The following is an 18,551-nucleotide window of genomic DNA, read 5'->3' on the forward strand; positions in this document are numbered from 1 at the left end:
AATTACGAATGAGCGTGTTAAATAGTTTTTGAAGCAGGCGAATTTATAGTTAAAAGCGGATTCGTCACATATTTTCCTTCTTCTGTCACATTTAATTCAACCCCTTTGCCGCTTTCTGTAACCTTGAACCAAGTAAACTATCAAACACAGCAAATACGACCATCATGAAGAAATATATTCTCTTATTGGCCCTGTCCCTGGCCACGGTTACCGGAGGCTGGGCGCAAGCGATCACCGGTACTTTTTCCATCAAGGGTGAAGTAATGGATTCGATCACCCGCAAACCTGTGGATTACGCCACAGCGAGCCTCAGGAACGCACAAAAACAAGTGTTGAAAACGCAGCTCACCAAAACCGACGGCACTTTCGCATTCGAAAAACTGGCTGCCGGAAAATACTTATTAACAGTTATTTATGTTGGATATGGCACCAAAACCATTCCCGTAGAATTGTCAGTAACTTCTCCTGAGGCTAACCTGGGCAAGCTCCTGCTTTCTTCACAATCCAAACAACTGAATGCGGTGGCCATTACAGCCGATAAGCCGCTGGTTAAACAGGAAACAGACCGCATCTCGTACGACCTGCAGGCAGATCCCGAAAGCAAGGTGACCAGCGTGCTCGAGATGATGCGTAAAGTGCCCCTGTTAACTGTCGATGCCGAAGACAACGTGAAAATGAGCGGTAATACCAGCTACAGGATCCTCATCAACGGGAAACCATCGAGCATGATGGAGCGAAATCCCAAAGATATTCTTCGCAGCATGCCCGCATCGTCTATCCAGCGGATAGAAGTGATTACCACGCCGCCCGCCAAATATGATGCGGAAGGATTGGGCGGGATCATTAACATCGTAACGAATAAACGGGTAGATAACGGATATAACGGTAGTGTGAATGTCAGCCAGCGCTTTCCGGTTGGTGGGCCGGGCGTTGGCGGATCATTCACCACTAAACGCGGCAAGCTGGGCATCTCATCGTACGGCGGCGCAAGCATCTACAATACGCCTGGCGCCGCAAACTGGAGCAATCGCGCCAATACCGGTTCACAACCTTCCAGCCTGGCGCAAAATAATAACCGCGAATCCGACAGCAGGAGCGGTTACCTGGGCGCCGAGATCAGCTACGAGATCGACAGCCTTAACCTGATCTCGACACAGTTAAACGTGAATGGAAGTGGCTCAGACGATAACAGCCTACAGAACTCGCTGCTCGCCAACCAATCTGCCACGCTAAAACGTTACGACCTCTATAACACCGGCAGCGGCAGCGGACTGGGGCTCGACGCGGCAATTAATTACCAGCTTGGGTTTAAGAAACAGAAAAACCGCTTGCTCACTTTCTCGTACCGTTATTACGGGTTCGGGAACGACCAGCAAAACGACGTGGACATCAGCAACCAGTTCAACTACACCCTGCCCGATTACCGCCAGGTGAACGAAAGCAATTCATCCGAACATACTTTCCAGGCGGACTATGTTCATCCCATTAAGAAAGTAACTGTAGAGGCCGGTTTAAAAGGAATTATGCGCATTAACGAAAGCGATTTCCAGTATCGCGAACAAAATACAGCTACCGGGGCCTTCGAGACCGTCGCTAGCCGCACTAACACTTTTAACAATAAACAAAATGTGTTCAGCGCTTATAATACCTATTCGTTTAACATACAGAAATGGGGGATAAAAGCGGGCGTCCGCCTGGAAAACACCGTGATAAAGGCAGATTTTATAAGTAACGCATCGCAGGTGAACCAGAACTACTTTAACCTTGTTCCTTCGGTGGCCATTAACCGGAACCTTACCAAAACCAGCGGCATCAATTTTGGCTACATGCAGCGGGTACAACGTCCCGGTATTTATCAGCTCAACCCGTTTGTCGACCGCTCTAATCCTTATTTCGAGACCACCGGCAACCCCGACCTGCGTCCCAGCACGGGATCCACCCTGCAGATGGGTTATAACACGTTTAAAAAGGGTTCCCTCAACATCATGATCAGGTACACCTGGATCAATAGCCTGATCTTCCCGGTTTCCACACTTGACCAGGCGACCAACATTACGCTTACCCGATTCGAAAATACCGGTGCCGCTAAAGCCCTTGGGATTAATTTTAACCATAATTATCCCATCACCCAGAAATGGAACGTGAGTACCAATGGGGGCTTTGCACACGGATGGGTGGTGGGTACCAGCGCCGGGAAACCCATCAGGAACCACGGATTTATGGGAAATGGCAGCGTTAATACGGGATACAAATTCGGAAAAGGCTGGAGGGCGAACGGCAATTTTTACGCCAGCACCGGCAGCCTCACCATACAGGAACGCGGCCGCGGGTACTTTAGCTCTTCATTCAGCGCCAGCAAAGATATCGTAAAAGATAAGTTGTCCTTTTCGGCCTCCGCCAACAACCCCTTTAACAAGTACCGTACAAACTATGTGCATACCTTCGGGCCCGATTTCGACCAGGTGGCTGAGTCGCGGTTATTTTTCCGGACTTTTAACACCAGCCTGAACTATCGTTTTGGAAAGCTGAAAGAGGAAATTAAAAAGAATAAGCGGGGAATTAAAAACGACGACGTATCGAACTAACCTGTGAAACGTGGTGAATAACTAGTTTTCCACACATGCAAAGCGGCGCCTGGCAATCGGGCGCCGCTTTGTGCATGATGCGGGAACACAATCTTCAAACCCCGGCGGGTGACATAATCTCCCGCAGATCACGGCAGCACCCGCACATTTTTAACGAACGCATTCGCCTTTACCCGCTCCGCCGGTATCCCTTTACCATCTAGCGTCACATTATCGAAAACCACATCGTTCACACCGTGTGTTTCATCGAAACCCGAAAGGTTTATTGCCGCTGTATCTCCTCCAGTTACACTAATATTTTTAAACAGCACGTTTTCCACATTCCCCCGGTCTGCGTCTCTCGACCATACCGCCTTTCCTATCCATACAGAGATTAAGCGGTTGGATTCTTCTATACGGATATCTTCAAACCGAACGTTACTGATCCTGGCGGCATCACAGTGATATACCCTGAGCGACCATTCCCGGCCTTTATCATGAATGATATCGTTATCCCGGAACACCACGTTTTCCACATCCTCGCGGATCTCGGCGCCGATGCTCAACGCGTGCGCGAACTCGTTCCAAAGCACGTTTTTCGTTACCAGGATATCTTTTACCTGGCCCTGGCCTTTATCTGATTTGATGACCACCAAATCATCGAGCGTACGGATAAAACAGTTTTCCACAACAACATTCCGGCTGTTGCAGATGTCGATGCCGTCTGAGTTCGCCCGGTATCCCAATAGTTTTAGGTTGTTAACACGCACATTGCCGGACCGGCGGATTGGGATGGTCCACAAACTCGCATCACGGAGGATCACTCCTTCCAGCGTAATGTTACTGCCTGTTACCATGATCATGTTACGGGCATGGATAGTACAGCCGCTGGCGTCGATGATCCCGCGGCCGCGGATAGTGATATTATTTCCGTTGAGAAAGAAAGTGGGCGAATAGTGCTTCAGTCCCGTCTCTTTATCTACCGTAAATTTTTCTCCCGGACTGATCACCGCCCGCACGATCGCTCCACCCGCGAGATATACGGTCTGGTTATCATGTACCACCAGCTCGCTTACCTCGTGCAGCCCCGGGCCAAACCAGATCACATTCGGATCACCCTGCGCGGGAATATTCGTCTCCGGCGGGTTAACGAAAATATGCAGGGAACTGATCTCCTCTCCGTTGATTTCGATAGTGAAATTGCCGGGCCTGCTTACGGTAAACGTAACCGATTTCCCTGTAGTCCCTGCCTTTATTCCATAGGATGAGGGCAATATCCTGGCAGCGGTTACGGTTTCGGGCACCGTTACGCGAATAACTGCCGAACCGCTCTCCAGGTCGAAGGAAGCAAACGACGCCAGGTCAAAATACGCGCCAGAATGTTGTTTGTCATCCATCGCTTTCCCGCGGCGCACCTTGTCGCGCGCACCAACCTTCGCCGAATAAACCGGCACTTCCTGCCCGTTTGCCGTTACCCTGTACTGGCTGCTAAGCGTTTCCCCTTTGGGTGACGGGTAAATCCTGACTTTATTTTTTGGCGCTGCAATGGATTGCAAAGCAACCGTTAGTATGGCTATTATCCGGAAAAATGATCCCATACCCGGCATTTATCCGGTTAATTTATCGATTTCGGCAGCTAGCTCCCGATCCTTCCGTGTAATAATATCCCCTGCATCATGGGTCGACAGCCAGATCTCGACCTTGTTGTAAGTGTTTGTCCAGGTTGGGTGGTGGTCCATTCCTTCGGCTGTAAAAGCCACCTTAACCATAAACCCGAAGGCCTCCTTAAAGTCCTTAAACTGAAAGGACTTATATAGCTTATTCTCTTTTTCCTGCCACATAATTGTTATTTAATGGGTAACACCATAGCTCGCTGAATGTGTTAACTTCACAATCCTAATCAATTAATCACCATCTATGAAATTTGTCAAGATACCGGTGCTCGCAGCGTTGCTGATCATTCTCCTGAGCTGCGACTTAAAAACGAGATCCGGTTCACCAGTCGCAGCGGAGAAATTTACGCCGGCAGAGGCATTCCCGGCTTTGAGCTTCGAATTGCCCGTTGAGCTTACCTCACCGGAGGATGGCACTAACCGGCTGTTCGTGGTAGAGCAACAAGGACGTATCCAGGTATTTGCCAACAAACCCGGTGTAAAGATTAAATCGGCGTTTCTCGACATCGCCTCCAAAGTAAAAAGCGGCGGCGAAATGGGGCTGCTCGGCCTGGCGTTTCATCCCGACTACCGGTCGAACGGGTACTTTTATGTGAATTATACACGCGGCAATCCGCTTGAAACCGTTATTTCGCGTTTTAAGGTAAGCACATCCAATCCAAATCTCGCTGATCCCGCCAGCGAGACCATCCTGCTCACTTATCCGCAACCGTACAGCAACCACAACGGCGGGAAAGTGGCTTTTGGGCCCGATAAAATGCTGTACATAGCCGTTGGCGATGGCGGAAGCGGGGCCGATCCCCATAACAACGGGCAGAACCGCAGGACGCTGCTGGGCAAGATCCTGCGCATAGATGTGTATAAAACTGAAGGTGCCCTCCAATATGCCATTCCCGGCGATAATCCCTTCCGGGGAAACACTGAGGGCTTCCGCGAAGAGATCTATGCATGGGGACTGCGAAACCCATGGCGGTTTGCCTTCGATCGCAAGAACGGCACGCTTTGGGCGGGCGATGTAGGCCAGAACAAGATCGAAGAGATCGACATTATCGAAAAAGGCGGTAACTATGGCTGGCGCGTGATGGAGGCTAACGAGCTGTTTAAACGCGATCCCGAAAATAAGGCGACCCTCATTAACCCTATCTGGAGCTACCCGCATGGAGCCGACGGCAACTCGGTAACAGGTGGGTACGTTTGCTACGACAAGTCCCTGCCGACATTAACCGGGAAGTACCTGTTTGGGGATTTTACCTCCGGAAATATCTGGGCGCTTACTTACTCCGGGAAGGAAGCGGTGAGCAACGAGCTGTTAACGAGATTGCCACAGGGCGGGCTGTCGTCTTTTGGGGAAGATACCCAGGGCAATTTATTTATGCTTGCACTAGGCCCGGGAAAGATTTACCGTTTAGAAGCAAAGAAATAAGCAAGTGAATGCACGCAAGGGCGCCGGGAAACTACAGCTTCGGCTTCATCGGTTTAACCGGGTTTTCGAACGGGTTGGCTCCCCGTACTTTAACTTTACGACGATACACTTTATCGCCAACCGTGACATACAGGGTATTAAACTCCCGTCCCCCGAAACAGAGGTTAGAGGGTGAGCCTGCCGGTAACGGAATGATCGCATTTACGCGGCCCGCCTGGTCACATACCTGGATACCCAGGTTAGTGGCCACATACAACCTACCCGCAGTATCGCATTTAGCGCCATCCGGCCAGGCAAAATCGGCATTATCCGGCACATGCAGCCAATTGTAGCGTTGCTTGTTAGCCAGCGTTCCATCTTTCCGGATACTGAAGAGCCAAACCCAACGCGACGACGAAGTGGTTACGTATAATTGCGTTTGGTCCGGCGTAAGCGTTAAGCCGTTCGGGTACCGGATATTGTCTTCTACCACTATTTTCTCGCCATTTGGCTTAATAAGATACAGTTTGCCCGGCTTGTCGATCCCATCCGGCGAGGTGACGTATATATTGCCATTCTTAGCTACCACCAGGTCGTTACCGGGAATTTTTTCCGCCACTACTTTTTCCTTACCGCTGGCATCGTAGCTTAACACCTGGTTTGAAGTCATGGAAGAAGTAAAACGCGTACCATCTTCGGTAAAAGACGTGCCGCTTGCTTTTTTGGAATCGATATTAAGTGCTACCGGCTTTCCGCCGCCCGTTATCTTATAGGTTTTTCCCTCCCGGATATCCTGGAAATACACTTCGCCTTTGGCATTTACCGCAGCGCCTTCCGTAAAACCGTAGTCCTTGCCCACCAGCTGCCAGCCTTCTCCCGGGAGGAGAATGTCGTTCAACATCGGGTTTTGTGTTTTACCGGGCACAATCGGCGCAGGGTAATTCTTCCACAACCAGCGCATGGCTGCGGGAAATACGGCAGCCGCCATTTTTCCGTTATGGCCCCCTTCGCCCCAGGCGTGATTTACGGAATAGCCCGCAAAGGTTAAAGCACGTTCCATCATTTGGTTAGCCATCCACCAGTCGCCGGCGTAGATATTATGGTCCGTACTGCCATCCTGTAAGAAAATCTTGATAGGTTTTGGCTCGTATTTCCTGATAAGATCCGGATAACGGCCTCCGCCCCTTAAGTCGACATACGTCCCGATTGCCGAAAATACTTTGGAGAACTCGTTTGGCCGCTCCCAGGCCGCCGTAAAGGCTGCGATCGCACCGCTGCTGGTTCCGCCGACGGCGCGATCGTTACCGATTTTGGAGAGACGGATCGCCCTCCCATCTGAGGCCTTTTGCTGCTCTACCGCAGGCAACAGTTCTTCGAGGAGGAAGCGTGCATAGGCATCTCCCAGTCCGTCGTACTCGAAACTGCGGTTGTAGCGATCGAGGGAATTAGCGGGATCCGCAGTAACCACACGTCCCGGTGTTACAAACACACCGATAGTAATGGGCATTTCTTTCGCATGGATCAGGTTATCAAACACCCTGGGCGCATTGGACTGGATACCATCCTGGTTCACGTAAACGCAGGCGGGCTTCGAGCCATCATATTGCGCAGGAATATATACCCAGTACTCATGCATTTCCCCCGGGAAGATCCTTGAGTTTTCGAGAACGAATTTAAGGGTCTCCCCTTTAGGTACGCCAGGTTGTTCGACGGAAGCAGGATCGACGGGATAGTCCTCGGCAGGGACTTGTGACAACGCAATTGCCGGCAAAAGCAGCAGGAAGTACAGCAATATTTTCATAACTTGTTTAGGTGTAATTGGCTGGCAGGTTAAATATAAACACAATAATTTTCAAAAAGCCGGGAGAAAACTTAGTTTTGTGGCGTTATTGCGATAGCTGATAGCTGATAGCCAAAAGGCCCTGTAGTTCAACGGATAGAATAGGCGTTTCCTAAACTCTAGATATGGGTTCGATTCCCGTCGGGGCTACTTAAAATGGATTAAAACCCTGTAAATTGTTGATTTACAGGGTTTTTTGTTTTCGGCCACTTACCATAATATCATCAATTCTGATCAAAACAGTGAGTGATCCGGTGAGTCAATACGTGTTTAAACATGACTCACCAGAAGTAATATAACTTACTGATTTGCAAGATGTTCGATAATCGAACATCTTGACGGGAGAAGGGTGTAAAGCGACATTTGTAAACCCTTTAGTGAGTAAAAATTATGAAAACAAACGTGAGCGTGCTTTTTTACCTTAAGAAGCCAAGAAACTATGAAGCAGGGCCGATGCCTATTTACATGAGAATTACGGTGGAATGTAACCGGACGGAGTTATCAGTTGGTCGGGAGTGTGATCCCAAAAGATGGAGTTCGCATTCGGGGCGGGCGATTGGAACGAAGGAAGAATACCGGTCGTTGAATGCGTACCTGGACAGCTTGCAAACGAAGATGTATGACGTGCATCACTTCCTGCTGCAGACTGGGGAGACGATTACGTGTGAGGCGTTGAAGAACAAGTTCACCGGGAAGGTTGAAAAGCCTAAGCTATTGATCGAGATTTTCGAAGGGCATAACAGCAATGTGTCGGCGCTCTTGGGGAATGGCTTCGAGCCGAACACCTTGAAAGGATATCGTACTACAGTGAACCATTTAAAGCTATTTATAAAGCATAAATATGCTGCGAAAGATGTTCCGCTTACGCGGCTGGATCACGGATTTATCACTGGCTTCGAATTCTACCTGCGCTCGAAGCTAAAGGTGAGTGCAGTGACTGCTGCCAAGTACATTAAGAATTTAAAGAAAGTGGTAAACATCTGCATGGCGCATGGATGGGTGGATAAGAATCCGTTTGCGCATTACAAATCCACGGCTAAGGCTGTCGAGAAACAGTTCCTTACACAGGATGAATTGGATGCGATCAGCAACAAAACGCTGAAGATGGAACGGCTGGCACAAGTGCGGGATATTTTCCTGTTTAGCTGCTATACGGGTTTGGCCCATGCGGACGTGGAAAAGCTTAAGCGTTCGGAGATCGGGATTGGCATTGATAGGGAGCAGTGGGTATTTACCAACAGGAAAAAGAATGATTCGTCATCGAGGGTTCCGCTGTTACCGGTTGCTAAACGGATAATGGATTCCTACGAGGGTCATCCGAAGTGCGATAACTCAGGATTGGTGTTACCAGTATTAAGCAATCAAAAGATGAATGCCTACCTGAAGGAGATCGCGGAGCTGTGTGAGATTAGTAAGCCGCTAACTTTCCATATTGCCAGGCACACGTTGCGACCACAGTAACGCTGTCGAATGGAGTGCCGATTGAGACGGTGAGTAAGATGTTGGGGCATAGTAGTATTAAGACGACGCAGCATTATGCGAAGATTTTGGATAGGAAGGTGAGTGAGGATATGAAAATGCTGAGGAACAAGCTCGCTGGATGATGTAATGGTGCCGGTCTTTAGCGTGAAGGCTGGCACTGATTTTAGCCCTTCGGATTGGGAGGAAGTTGCAGGATTTGACGTTGTCGAGTAAATAGGTTGGCCCTCTCGAGAATGCCAACTCATTAATAACGCCGCGATAATTGTTTTTTTGTGGGGATAATGATAACCCACACACACATGTTCACACTTCAAGAAGCCACTTCCGAATTTTTAAATTATTGCCGGTACGAAAAAAACCTCAGTCCCAAAACGATCAAGTTCTATAGGATCGACCTGACGCAGCTTGCTGCGTTTCTTTCAGCAAACAATCTCTCAGCTAACGTTAGCGAAATAAGTAAGATCCAACTGCGGCCCTACCTGGAATCGCTTTCCACGCTCAAACCAAAATCCATCAAGAGGAAAATGGCTACGCTAAAAGCGATGTTTAATTACCTCGAATTTGAAGACAAAATTGCTGCGAACCCGATTCGTAAAATGCGGATTAAGTTTAAAGAACCATTTGTGTTGCCAAAATCGTTAAGTCTGAATGAAATAGTAAACATCTTTAAATCAGCATACCAATTGCCTGCTGGAGGTATCGATTCACATTCCTATATGTGTAAAATCCGCGATATATCGGTGATGGAATTACTTTTTGCAACAGGGGCACGGGTTTCCGAAATTGCGAATCTGAAAGAAAATGACATCGATCTTTTAACCGGTTCGGTCAAAATTGAGGGAAAGGGTGGCAAAGAAAGGATTATACAGATATGCAATCCCGACGCCCTTGCGATCATTAGAAAATACAAAGAGGCTTACGGTGGCCAGATCGAGTCCTCCGGGGGCTACCTGCTTGTAAACCGGCTGAACAAACGGCTTAGTGATCAATCGATAAGGAGCATTGTTCGGAAATTATCATCTACTGCCAGTATTAATAGGCACGTGACGCCTCACGTTTTTCGACATTCATTTGCGACGCTATTACTGGAAAACGATGTAGATATCAAGTACATCCAATTTCTGCTTGGGCATAGTTCGATTACAACCACCCAGATTTACGTTCACGTAAACGGTGAAAAACAAAGACAAATCCTTCTTGCAAAGCATCCTAGAAAGGATCTTTCATTTCCTATTGAGGGTTGATAAAGGATAACTATATATTATCGATGTTTATTAATCGGAAGGACGACATTTTGTTCCTAAGGAAGGACTTTGTCGCCACAAACAACCAAAGTAGATTTATTGTACTGGCGGCACCTACGGGGATCGGCAAGTCGGGATTAGTTGATCAGGCCTTTGCCGACAACGATTTCTTTATCCGCGTTAAGATCGCCAAACATGATAGCTCCAAAGACGTTCCTTATTTGTATTTAAAGGAACTGGCGAGAGCAATTAGCCTGTCGAGCCTTCGCGGCTCAGCGTTTCCGAGTTTTAGAGATCATGTGGTTACAAAAGAACGATCATTGGTTAACACCTTCAGGCATATACTTGCAGATGTTGCAACCAGCAACAGCATAGCGAACAGTGCTGAACTCGGCCGTGTCCTTAAGGATTCCAAAGATACCACTACTTTGATAAACCTTCTTTTTAATGAGGAATACAATGATTCAATCGGATTTGCGTACCGGTACATCCAGGAAGTATTAAAAGAACGGAGAGTAGCGGTCTCCATTGAGAACATTCAAAATATTGACAAAGAATCGCTTAGTTATTTTCATGAATTTCTCTTGTCGTATTCGACGCTATACCTGATCGGGGAGTATACTACCGACAATAAATACCAGATATCAACAACAGATCTTTTAAGTTATTGCTCGGCACCTGGCGTAAAAGCTGATCTTATAGATCTCAACAAATTGTCAATAGACGAGATATTGCGCGAGTATAAAAATGTGCCCGATATCATATTTAGAATATTAAAGAACAGTTATGAGCAGTCATCCGGCAATCTACATCATTTGCAGGTGCTGGTCTCTGATCTGACAGAGAAGAAGATCACCGAATACCCGGAGAATATTAAATATGACCAGGTTATCAGCAATGAGTTAAACACGCTTTCTACCGATGAGTCGTTTATCCTGTCGCTGGTGATTGCACATGGTGGGAAGGTTGATACGGATATCTTAAAGAGTGTATTGTTAGGCATAGAAGACGAGTACTTACTTAAGTTTGATATGGCCTCGGTAAATGAAATGATATCGAATCTTGTTTATAAAAAGTTACTGGTAGAGGATGACATCACCATTGCAACAGCCCAGGATAGCGTGATAGAAAAGGCGCTTGAAAGTATCTCGCTAAAGAAGTACTTTTTCCTGAGCTACAAGAGCTGGCTCGGCTTTTATCAGAAAGTGGATAATAGCGGCAATGATGCGAATTTGCCCAAATCCGAGGTGTTATCCTGGCAGATATTATTCAAAGCGCTTCTCAACGATTTAACAGGAATCGTGGAACTTCTTAATGAAATACATAAGCTCAGCTTATTAAGCATCACGCCTCGCCGTGCAATCAAGTACCTCGAAAAGGTAAAGGAAGTTATCGGGAAAAACTTTCATGCTACAAATCAGCAGACGCTTACCGAACGGATAAACCATAAAATTACCCAGATCCTATACCGGTTGTGGTTATTTGAGGATATCCCAAAGTATACTTCTGCACATCTAGATAACCTGTCGATGTTCTTGTACCATACTTCGTCTTTAGCGGTTATAGGAAGGTCTGACGAAGCCATTGCGTTATGTACAACGAGGCTTGGCGAAACAGACCGGCAAGAGGCAGGCGGGATACTGCTGGTGAGAATTGCAGCGTACCGGTCATCGAACAGGTACGACGAATGCGAAGAGGAATGGCTCCGGCTGTATAACGAAGGGGTATATGATGGAACGAAATACGAGGGGATATTTCTGCAATGCTCAGATATCGCGTTGCTGTCTCATCATGAACTGAGGCTCTCGTGTTTGCAAAAGGCAATCGAAATATTCAGGCAAGAAGAAAATTCACTGAATGAGATTTCAGCACGGGTTGCCTATTCGCAACAATTGGGTTATGATGGGAACCTGGAGGAGGCCGAAGCGCATTTGGCAATAGCCAGAGAGAAAAGTCAACTGCATTTCGCTGGCTTATACTGCATTTCGAATAATCTTTGTGTCCTGAAGCTCCAGAAAAAAGAGTCATCCAGGGAGATTATCGAGAAATTACGTATTGCGCTCAGGTCATGTGAAGCCGCGCTTGACAGGTTTATCTTGTTAAATAACCTGCTTGTTGCCCAAAGCATGATGGGATTCACGGGCGATGCCGAGGCAACGTTAAAAGTAATCGACCAGCAAATCAGCAGGAATGAAGTAGCAGACTTCGACTTGCAACGTATCGCGCTGTTTAACGCATCTGTGCATTACAACAGAAATAACAGCCCGGATTGGGGGGAGTACTATTTATCTGAAGCCAGAAAACTTCCTTTATTGTGTGATTTTCGCTACTGGAATTATAAGCTCTATGGTCAAAAAGAGGATAATTGGAATGAATTCCGGTTTCAATTGGACTACTATCCAATCCACCTTACTTATTGGCATTTCGACTTTGATAACCTTTAATACAGTTCTCGATCAATAGACGGATAACCGAATGATAGTTAAATCCGCCCTCCGCTATAAAAGTGCCCGCAAATTCTGAATCTGCACCGAGGTGAGTATCGGGAGTTAACTCGATAACCGAGAAGTCAGTCCCCTTTAGCCGCCCGTCGATACGCATGAACTCCACTTTGTCGAGATAGGCAAACAAGTCGAAGCACCTTTGTAAGGTGTCGTCAGGTATTTGGGCCGTAACAGATCGCAAGGCGAGGGGCAATGTGTCAGACTTTTTCTCGATGTAGGTATAAAGTCTGTGTTCGAAATAATTAACATCATCTTCCAGATATCGCTCTGCGGCAGCCCAGTTATGCACATCACGGCCCTGTCCGATCAAGCATATTGAAACCTCTTTTCCCGGGATGAACTCTTCTATCAGGATTGTTTGTTGAAATTCCTCTTTTAATGCCCTCGCAATAAGAATTGCGTCAGATAAATTCGAAACGAGGTTATTTGGCCCGATTCCAAGCGAAGTGCCTTCGAAGGCAGGCTTTACAACACATGGAAACTGCAGATACCCAGCCAAATGGTCATCTAGCGGCGAATTCCAAATAGCAAAATTGGGAGTGGCCAAATTCAATTCCTTACATAGCAACTTCGAAACATGCTTATCATTGCAAACGGCTTTGGTATACGCATCCGCACCAACGTATTTAATATTGGAGGCCTCACAAATAGCAGGTATTAAAGCATGCCTGTTCCTTGATTTTTCGCCAAACCAAAATGGGAAAACAAGATCATCACGATGTTTCATGTTATTTACTATCAACTCCTGCGGGCTGTTGTAGAGAATAACATTTGGATGAATCTCCTGTAGTGTTTGAAATAAATGCTCAACATAGTGAGGATGAGGCTTATCCAGGTCTCTGTCGTAGATATTCATTTCCCGGGCGGGGTCTTCAACTCTATCGGCGATCAGGACAATTGAACTAATTTCTTTCTGAAATTGCATATCGATAATATATAGTTATCCTTTATTGCATAAATATAAAAATTCTCGGCAGTGAATTTCAAGTAATTAAAGCATCTTGTAGTTTAACTCCAATTAGACCGGCAAGGATTGTATTCTCCCGTTAATATTAAGTTTTTCGTATTAATTTGGGTCAAACAGCGTCTGTCTTATACACAACAATAAAAAAGTATTTCTCTAAGCGGCTAACTTAACACAAGATTATCAGCCTAAGAAAAACACTCGTAACCGGCAAGTTCTGATTTTTTTTGACCATATGTTCACCGCACACCCCACCATTGCCATTTGCTAAGCCGATCACCTGAAGCTGCCGGGCTACAAGGCAAGGCTTTTTGCAATTTTTTACTACCCGGAGCGGAGCCAAGGGTGGAGAAAAAATTACAAAAACCCGCAGGGCTTGGCCTTGACTGTACAGCCCGGCAATCAGAACTTTGCTGCGGCAAATGGCGGTGGAGTAAAATAAGTTATAACTCGCCGATGTCGAATACCTTCATCCGTTCATCGAAAACGTTTCTTGCCGTGCTTAATACTTGCTGAACCCTGTCCATTAGCACCTGGATATCATCACCCCCTATTTTATAATCCGCCAGGTAGCGTGCATCCAAATAAGCATCTTCTAGCAACTTTAACAACCGCTCTTCTTGCTCGGTATCGGCGGGAAAAATCTCGTTGAGTTGTGGAGCCAATTTTCTATTGAGTTTTTTGAGCGATCGCAATGAGTGCGTTTTCCGTTCCATCCCGTATAAGGCAATCGCTATCGTCCGGAAGGTAGATTCAGTGGCTTGTTGTAGCATGAACATTGCCATGGCCGAATCATTTGCTTCGCGGTGAAATCTCGCACCAGCGTAGAAACTCGTGGCCTTATCAATACCCAAATTAAACTCGTGAGTTGCTTTTGCCACAATGGCACCAAACAATCCTATAGGTAGCACAGGTAGTTTTGCGGTGCTATCCTGATAAATCAGGTTTGCTTTGGTGCAAACTAATGAGAGATAAACATGCCCGTTGCTAAGTGCCTGGGTAAGTGCGGAAGACTTATGCAGCGAGCAAGAAATCTTTTCGCCTTTAACCGTACAAAATTCGGCCACTGCCTCCAACTCTTCGAATGACGGACAATTTTTATCCGGTATCACAATTAGTAGATCGGTATATCCATCATCCGCTGCGCCTTTAATTAATGGGTGAATTACACGGAAAATCATTTCGGGTTCGATAGCAGCTATAATGAGGTCAATGATAGGCGTAAGGCGACTTTTACTGATCGGCTTACTACGGCGACCATAGAAGCCAGGGCCACCCCCATCATCAGTTTTGCAGTGAATAAGGTGACATGCTTCGAGAAGCATTTCCAGTAATTCATACTGTTCAACCTCTAAACACTGGCCGGTTGCCTCGCAAATACTCATTTTCCCGAGCCCGTACTCTAGCCAGCCATTTAGAATAACCTTCCATTCCTCGTAGCTGTAATTGGCAAAAAATTGCCTGATAGCAATAATCGGTTGTTCCGCCTCGGCTAAGCTTAGTCGCCGGATAGTATTGTTGTATCGGTCGTGTACCTGTTCGAGATCGAGCAGGTATTGCCGATCAGCCTCGTTACGCTGGCGAGAAAATGGTTCATAGTTGGTATTTGGTATATCCAGCCCTTCGGCTTCAGCTACATTCAACATCAGCCTGCCTGCCGTGATCAGTTTCGTAAGCAATTTATCCAAAAGGAGAACGCCCGAAGGATCGCCCATAAACGACCACGGCCTCGAAATAGTTACCGCCTTTAGGAGCTGCCACAACTCCAGGCGTATATATTCAAAATCCGAAGCCTCAAATACTTCGGCTATCAGCTGGTGAGCTTGCGCTAATTGTTCATCGTGGCTCAATGGGATTACCATGGACCGTGTTTGAATATTTTCCATACATTCGCTTTTACAGCAAATGACGGAGGCGACGGTTCCGTACCAAACCGCTTTCACCTGTAACAAGCCAGCCCGTTCTTGTTTTATACAGGAATTAAATTTTTATCTTTGAAGTATGGAAACAGCTACAAAATCTAACAATCACATCGGAAGGAAGATCAGCCGCGTACGCGAACTTCGCGGAATGAAGCAGGAAGCCTTGGCCCTGGAAATCGGGGTTAGCCAGCAAACCATTTCGGAGATCGAAAGAAGCGAGGTTGTAAAAGAGGAGACGCTGGAGAAGGTGGCGAAAGCATTGGGTGTTTCAGTTGAGGGTATTAAGAATTTTAGCGAGGAAGCGGTATTCAATATAATATCAAACACTTTTCATAATACAAGTAGTGATAGTTCGACATTAATAGCTAGTTCCTTGAACTATCAGCCGACATTTAATACAATAGAAAAAATAGTTGAGCTTTATGAACGCTTACTGCAAAGTGAACGGGAAAAGGTCGATTTGCTAAAGAACAAATAAGGTATTAAAGTCTAAATCACAATAGTTTTCAGATTGTAACCTGATTCCTTTTTACAAAACTCGATACAGTAAGCCTATGTACACCTAAAATTCTACCTATAGCACTATAAGAGACCTTTTTGCATAATAACTCTTGAATTTTTTTCTCTTGGCCTGTAAGTTTTGTTTTTGAGGATTTTCTTCCTACCGGTCTCCCCAAAATAACACCTTCGGCCTTTTTCCTAGCCAATGCTTCTTTCGTCCTTTGAGATATAAGATTTCTTTCAATTTCCGCTGAAAGTCCGAAAGCAAATGCTAATACTTTAGAATTAATATCGCTACCTAGCCGGTAGTTATCTTTAATAGTCCATACCTGAATATCTCTGTTCATACATTCGTTGAGTATGCCCATAATCATCAGCAGGTTTCTGCCTAAACGCGAGAGCTCTGAACAAATGAGAATATCTCCTTTGCACATTTTTCTTAGCAGTTTTCCAAGTTTTCGATCTTGCAGTTTTTTTGCGCCTGAAATAGTTTCTTCAATCCATTTGTCTACCACATACACATTGGTTTGGCAAAACTTGTTGATTTCGTAGCGTTGGTTTTCTACTGTTTGTTTGTCTGTGCTTACGCGAATGTAACCGTAAATCATGTTTTATCGTTAAATTAATAGTGACTTGAGCTGATTAATTTAAACCAAAAATGTATAAAGAAACTCTATGCTATAATTTAACATGTTAAATCAGCCTTTTCAAGCCGACTTCTAAGAAATGTCGAAGCAACTATAAGCTCTTAAACTTTGAAGCGTCTTTTTCTGAAAAGCAGGATTGCCTGCTCTATCAACGGAATTTTCATCGGCTCATTAGTAGTGCAAAACTTTTCTTCTTTCTTACCGATCCGCTTGGCGTATTTGTTTAAAATTGTCGCTTCTTTTTCACCCGCCCGACGAATTCCATTACCTAATCCCCAAGTAGCAAGATTGTTTTCTGCCCACACCCGCCTTTGCTGCCCCTATCTGCCAGCCAGGTATTAAAACACTACTTCCCGAACGCAATCAGTTATGAGTTAAGCAGCTTGTTCTTATTGGTCTGCCGAATCGTCTTAAAAACTTAAGATCTCGTTTTAAAAGCATAAGCAATTGCTTATCAAAGCTGGAGATCATCTTGTCGGTGGTGGTTTTTTGCGGCTGCCACTCTCACACAATATCCGGCTGCGTTTGTTACATCTGCGCATAGCACAGATATGATAACCCGCACATGGCATGGCAGAACCCGTTTGGAAGATGCCGATAAGTACCTCAGGATCTTACTCGATGAAGGCACTAAGGAATACCTGGAAACTCCCGGAAATTTGTCCGTAAAGGTTTGGCGGCGGACAGACGCAGACTGTTGTCATTTCTGGACCCTAACGGAATGGACTGATATAAACGCTGTAAAGACCTTCGCGGGAGAAGACCACGAAAAGGCAAAGTACTATCCGCAAGACAAGGACATCCTGCTGGAGTTCGAAGAGCATGTGAGCCACTTTGAAACCTTTGTGGTCCGGCAAGGTAATAGCCTATGAAAGACATAAAAGTATTCGATTTCCACCGTATTTTTCTTGGCGACGGACCACCCCTCTTCCTGTTAGAGATCGTATTCCGAACGGCGATCATGTACGCTTACACCATCATGCTGCTGAGGTTTCTCGGTAAACGGGGAATAGGGCAGCTATCCACTTTAGAGGTGGCGATTATTATCAGTTTTGGGTCAGCCGTAGGAGACCCTATGATGGGCGCGGATATACCGATCCTTTACGGCATCGTGGCGGTAACCACCGTAGCGTTCCTGCAGGTTGGGATGGAACGGGTGATCAATAGCAACAAAAAGATCGAGTTAGTGATGGAAGGCAAGGCCGATTGCCTCGTAGACGATGGGGTAATAGCTGTTGACCAACTAAAACAAAACAACCTGTCGCAGGAAGATTTGTTCCGATCCCTGAGAAGCAGCCAGGTACAGCACCTGGGCGAAGTAAAAAAATCATTTTTCGAAACTTCGGGAAACATATCAGTATTATTCCATTCACCCAGGGAGATCAAGCCAGGCCTTTCAGTATTACCTATGGAACTATGGCCTGATTCTGCTATTCTAACTGTCCCCGATTCAATCACCGATGAAGGATTGTATAGCTGCACCAATTGCGGCTTTACCGTACAACTGGCGGCCGGTCAGCCATCCGGTCACTGCAAGCGCTGTGGGTGCGGTAACTGGACGGCAGCAACGACAACTAACTAAGCGACTATACCGACGACCTCCTTGGCTAGCCGAAAGCTATAGAGATATTCAGTTTTCAGGGGCCTGGATTTGGATTATACTTTAGCAATGTTCATTAAAAACACGGGGAAAGATCGCGGCAGACAGTAAACCTGAAGGCAATTACGTTGGCCATTTTAGCGCTTTCCCTTTCTCAATAAAACTTTATCTATTTCATAGCCGTGTTTATTTGCATAATCACGATAAG

At 46.2% G+C, this 18,551-nt stretch carries 16 protein-coding genes and 1 tRNA gene; 10 read left to right on the forward strand and 7 right to left on the reverse strand.

The genetic code is table 11. The features are described 5' to 3' along the window. Positions 1-164 precede the first annotated feature (164 nt). Positions 165-2,585 carry a TonB-dependent receptor gene (locus GS398_RS01670; protein WP_160905007.1) on the forward strand — a complete coding sequence of 807 codons (2,421 nt, stop codon included), beginning with the start codon at positions 165-167 and terminating at the stop codon, positions 2,583-2,585. Between the two features lie 128 nt (positions 2,586-2,713). On the opposite strand, the gene GS398_RS01675 is transcribed toward GS398_RS01670, so the two are convergent. Beyond that, entirely contained in the window at positions 2,714-4,162 is a 1,449-nt protein-coding gene (locus tag GS398_RS01675) for a glycosyl hydrolase family 28 protein (RefSeq protein ID WP_160905008.1), read from the reverse strand. Between the two features lie 9 nt (positions 4,163-4,171). Further along, a complete protein-coding gene (locus GS398_RS01680; RefSeq protein WP_160905009.1) occupies positions 4,172-4,405 on the reverse strand; it encodes a 4a-hydroxytetrahydrobiopterin dehydratase in 234 nt (77 codons plus the stop codon). A gap of 76 nt (positions 4,406-4,481) precedes the next feature. Between GS398_RS01680 and GS398_RS01685 the strand changes: the two genes are divergently transcribed. After that, positions 4,482-5,660 carry a PQQ-dependent sugar dehydrogenase gene (locus tag GS398_RS01685; RefSeq protein ID WP_160905010.1) on the forward strand — a complete coding sequence of 393 codons (1,179 nt, stop codon included), beginning with the start codon at positions 4,482-4,484 and terminating at the stop codon, positions 5,658-5,660. 31 nt (positions 5,661-5,691) lie between these two features. Here the strand turns inward: GS398_RS01685 and GS398_RS01690 are convergent, their stop codons facing one another. Beyond that, on the reverse strand, positions 5,692-7,440 hold the full coding sequence (locus tag GS398_RS01690) for an SMP-30/gluconolactonase/LRE family protein (RefSeq protein ID WP_160905011.1): 1,749 nt from the start codon (positions 7,438-7,440) through the stop codon (positions 5,692-5,694). 117 nt (positions 7,441-7,557) lie between these two features. Between GS398_RS01690 and GS398_RS01695 the strand changes: the two genes are divergently transcribed. From GS398_RS01695 to GS398_RS01710, 5 genes are all read left to right on the forward strand, one after another. Further along, positions 7,558-7,629, forward strand: a tRNA-Arg gene (locus GS398_RS01695). A gap of 240 nt (positions 7,630-7,869) precedes the next feature. Further along, positions 7,870-8,940, forward strand: coding sequence for a site-specific integrase (locus GS398_RS01700; RefSeq protein ID WP_237488061.1), 1,071 nt, complete (start codon positions 7,870-7,872; stop codon positions 8,938-8,940). 29 nt (positions 8,941-8,969) lie between these two features. Further along, on the forward strand, positions 8,970-9,083 hold the full coding sequence (locus GS398_RS22385; RefSeq protein WP_369410231.1) for a hypothetical protein: 114 nt from the start codon (positions 8,970-8,972) through the stop codon (positions 9,081-9,083). 177 nt (positions 9,084-9,260) lie between these two features. Next, positions 9,261-10,205, forward strand: a complete 945-nt coding sequence (locus tag GS398_RS01705; RefSeq protein ID WP_160905012.1) for a tyrosine-type recombinase/integrase — start codon at positions 9,261-9,263, stop codon at positions 10,203-10,205. Positions 10,206-10,255: 50 nt separating this feature from the next. After that, positions 10,256-12,649 carry a hypothetical protein gene (locus GS398_RS01710; RefSeq protein ID WP_160905013.1) on the forward strand — a complete coding sequence of 798 codons (2,394 nt, stop codon included), beginning with the start codon at positions 10,256-10,258 and terminating at the stop codon, positions 12,647-12,649. Here the strand turns inward: GS398_RS01710 and GS398_RS01715 are convergent. Both GS398_RS01715 and GS398_RS22220 read right to left on the reverse strand, forming a co-directional pair. Continuing rightward, complete coding sequence (locus GS398_RS01715) at positions 12,615-13,634, reverse strand: D-alanine--D-alanine ligase family protein (protein WP_160905014.1); 1,020 nt, start codon at positions 13,632-13,634, stop codon at positions 12,615-12,617. The genes GS398_RS01710 and GS398_RS01715 overlap by 35 nt on opposite strands. Before the next feature lie 482 nt (positions 13,635-14,116). After that, the gene (locus GS398_RS22220) at positions 14,117-15,559 is read right to left on the reverse strand and encodes a HEPN domain-containing protein (RefSeq protein WP_202405920.1); all 1,443 of its coding nucleotides are present in this window, start codon (positions 15,557-15,559) and stop codon (positions 14,117-14,119) included. 115 nt (positions 15,560-15,674) lie between these two features. On the opposite strand from GS398_RS22220, the gene GS398_RS01725 reads away from it, so the two are divergent. Then, positions 15,675-16,073, forward strand: a complete 399-nt coding sequence (locus GS398_RS01725) for a helix-turn-helix domain-containing protein (RefSeq protein ID WP_160905015.1) — start codon at positions 15,675-15,677, stop codon at positions 16,071-16,073. A gap of 28 nt (positions 16,074-16,101) precedes the next feature. Here the strand turns inward: GS398_RS01725 and GS398_RS01730 are convergent, their stop codons facing one another. Together GS398_RS01730 and GS398_RS01735 are read right to left on the reverse strand one after the other, a co-directional pair. Then, entirely contained in the window at positions 16,102-16,704 is a 603-nt protein-coding gene (locus GS398_RS01730) for a master DNA invertase Mpi family serine-type recombinase (protein WP_160905016.1), read from the reverse strand. Between the two features lie 140 nt (positions 16,705-16,844). Continuing rightward, a complete protein-coding gene (locus GS398_RS01735; protein WP_160905017.1) occupies positions 16,845-17,048 on the reverse strand; it encodes a hypothetical protein in 204 nt (67 codons plus the stop codon). A 246-nt stretch (positions 17,049-17,294) separates the two neighbouring features. On the opposite strand from GS398_RS01735, the gene GS398_RS01740 reads away from it, so the two are divergent. Next, complete coding sequence (locus GS398_RS01740; RefSeq protein WP_160905018.1) at positions 17,295-17,615, forward strand: protein-tyrosine phosphatase family protein; 321 nt, start codon at positions 17,295-17,297, stop codon at positions 17,613-17,615. Further along, on the forward strand, positions 17,612-18,325 hold the full coding sequence (locus tag GS398_RS01745) for a DUF421 domain-containing protein (protein ID WP_160905019.1): 714 nt from the start codon (positions 17,612-17,614) through the stop codon (positions 18,323-18,325). Before GS398_RS01740 ends, GS398_RS01745 begins: the two co-directional genes overlap by 4 nt. Positions 18,326-18,551: the final 226 nt, after the last annotated feature.

The organism is Hufsiella ginkgonis (assembly GCF_009834915.1).
Lineage (GTDB): Bacteria > Bacteroidota > Bacteroidia > Sphingobacteriales > Sphingobacteriaceae > Hufsiella > Hufsiella ginkgonis.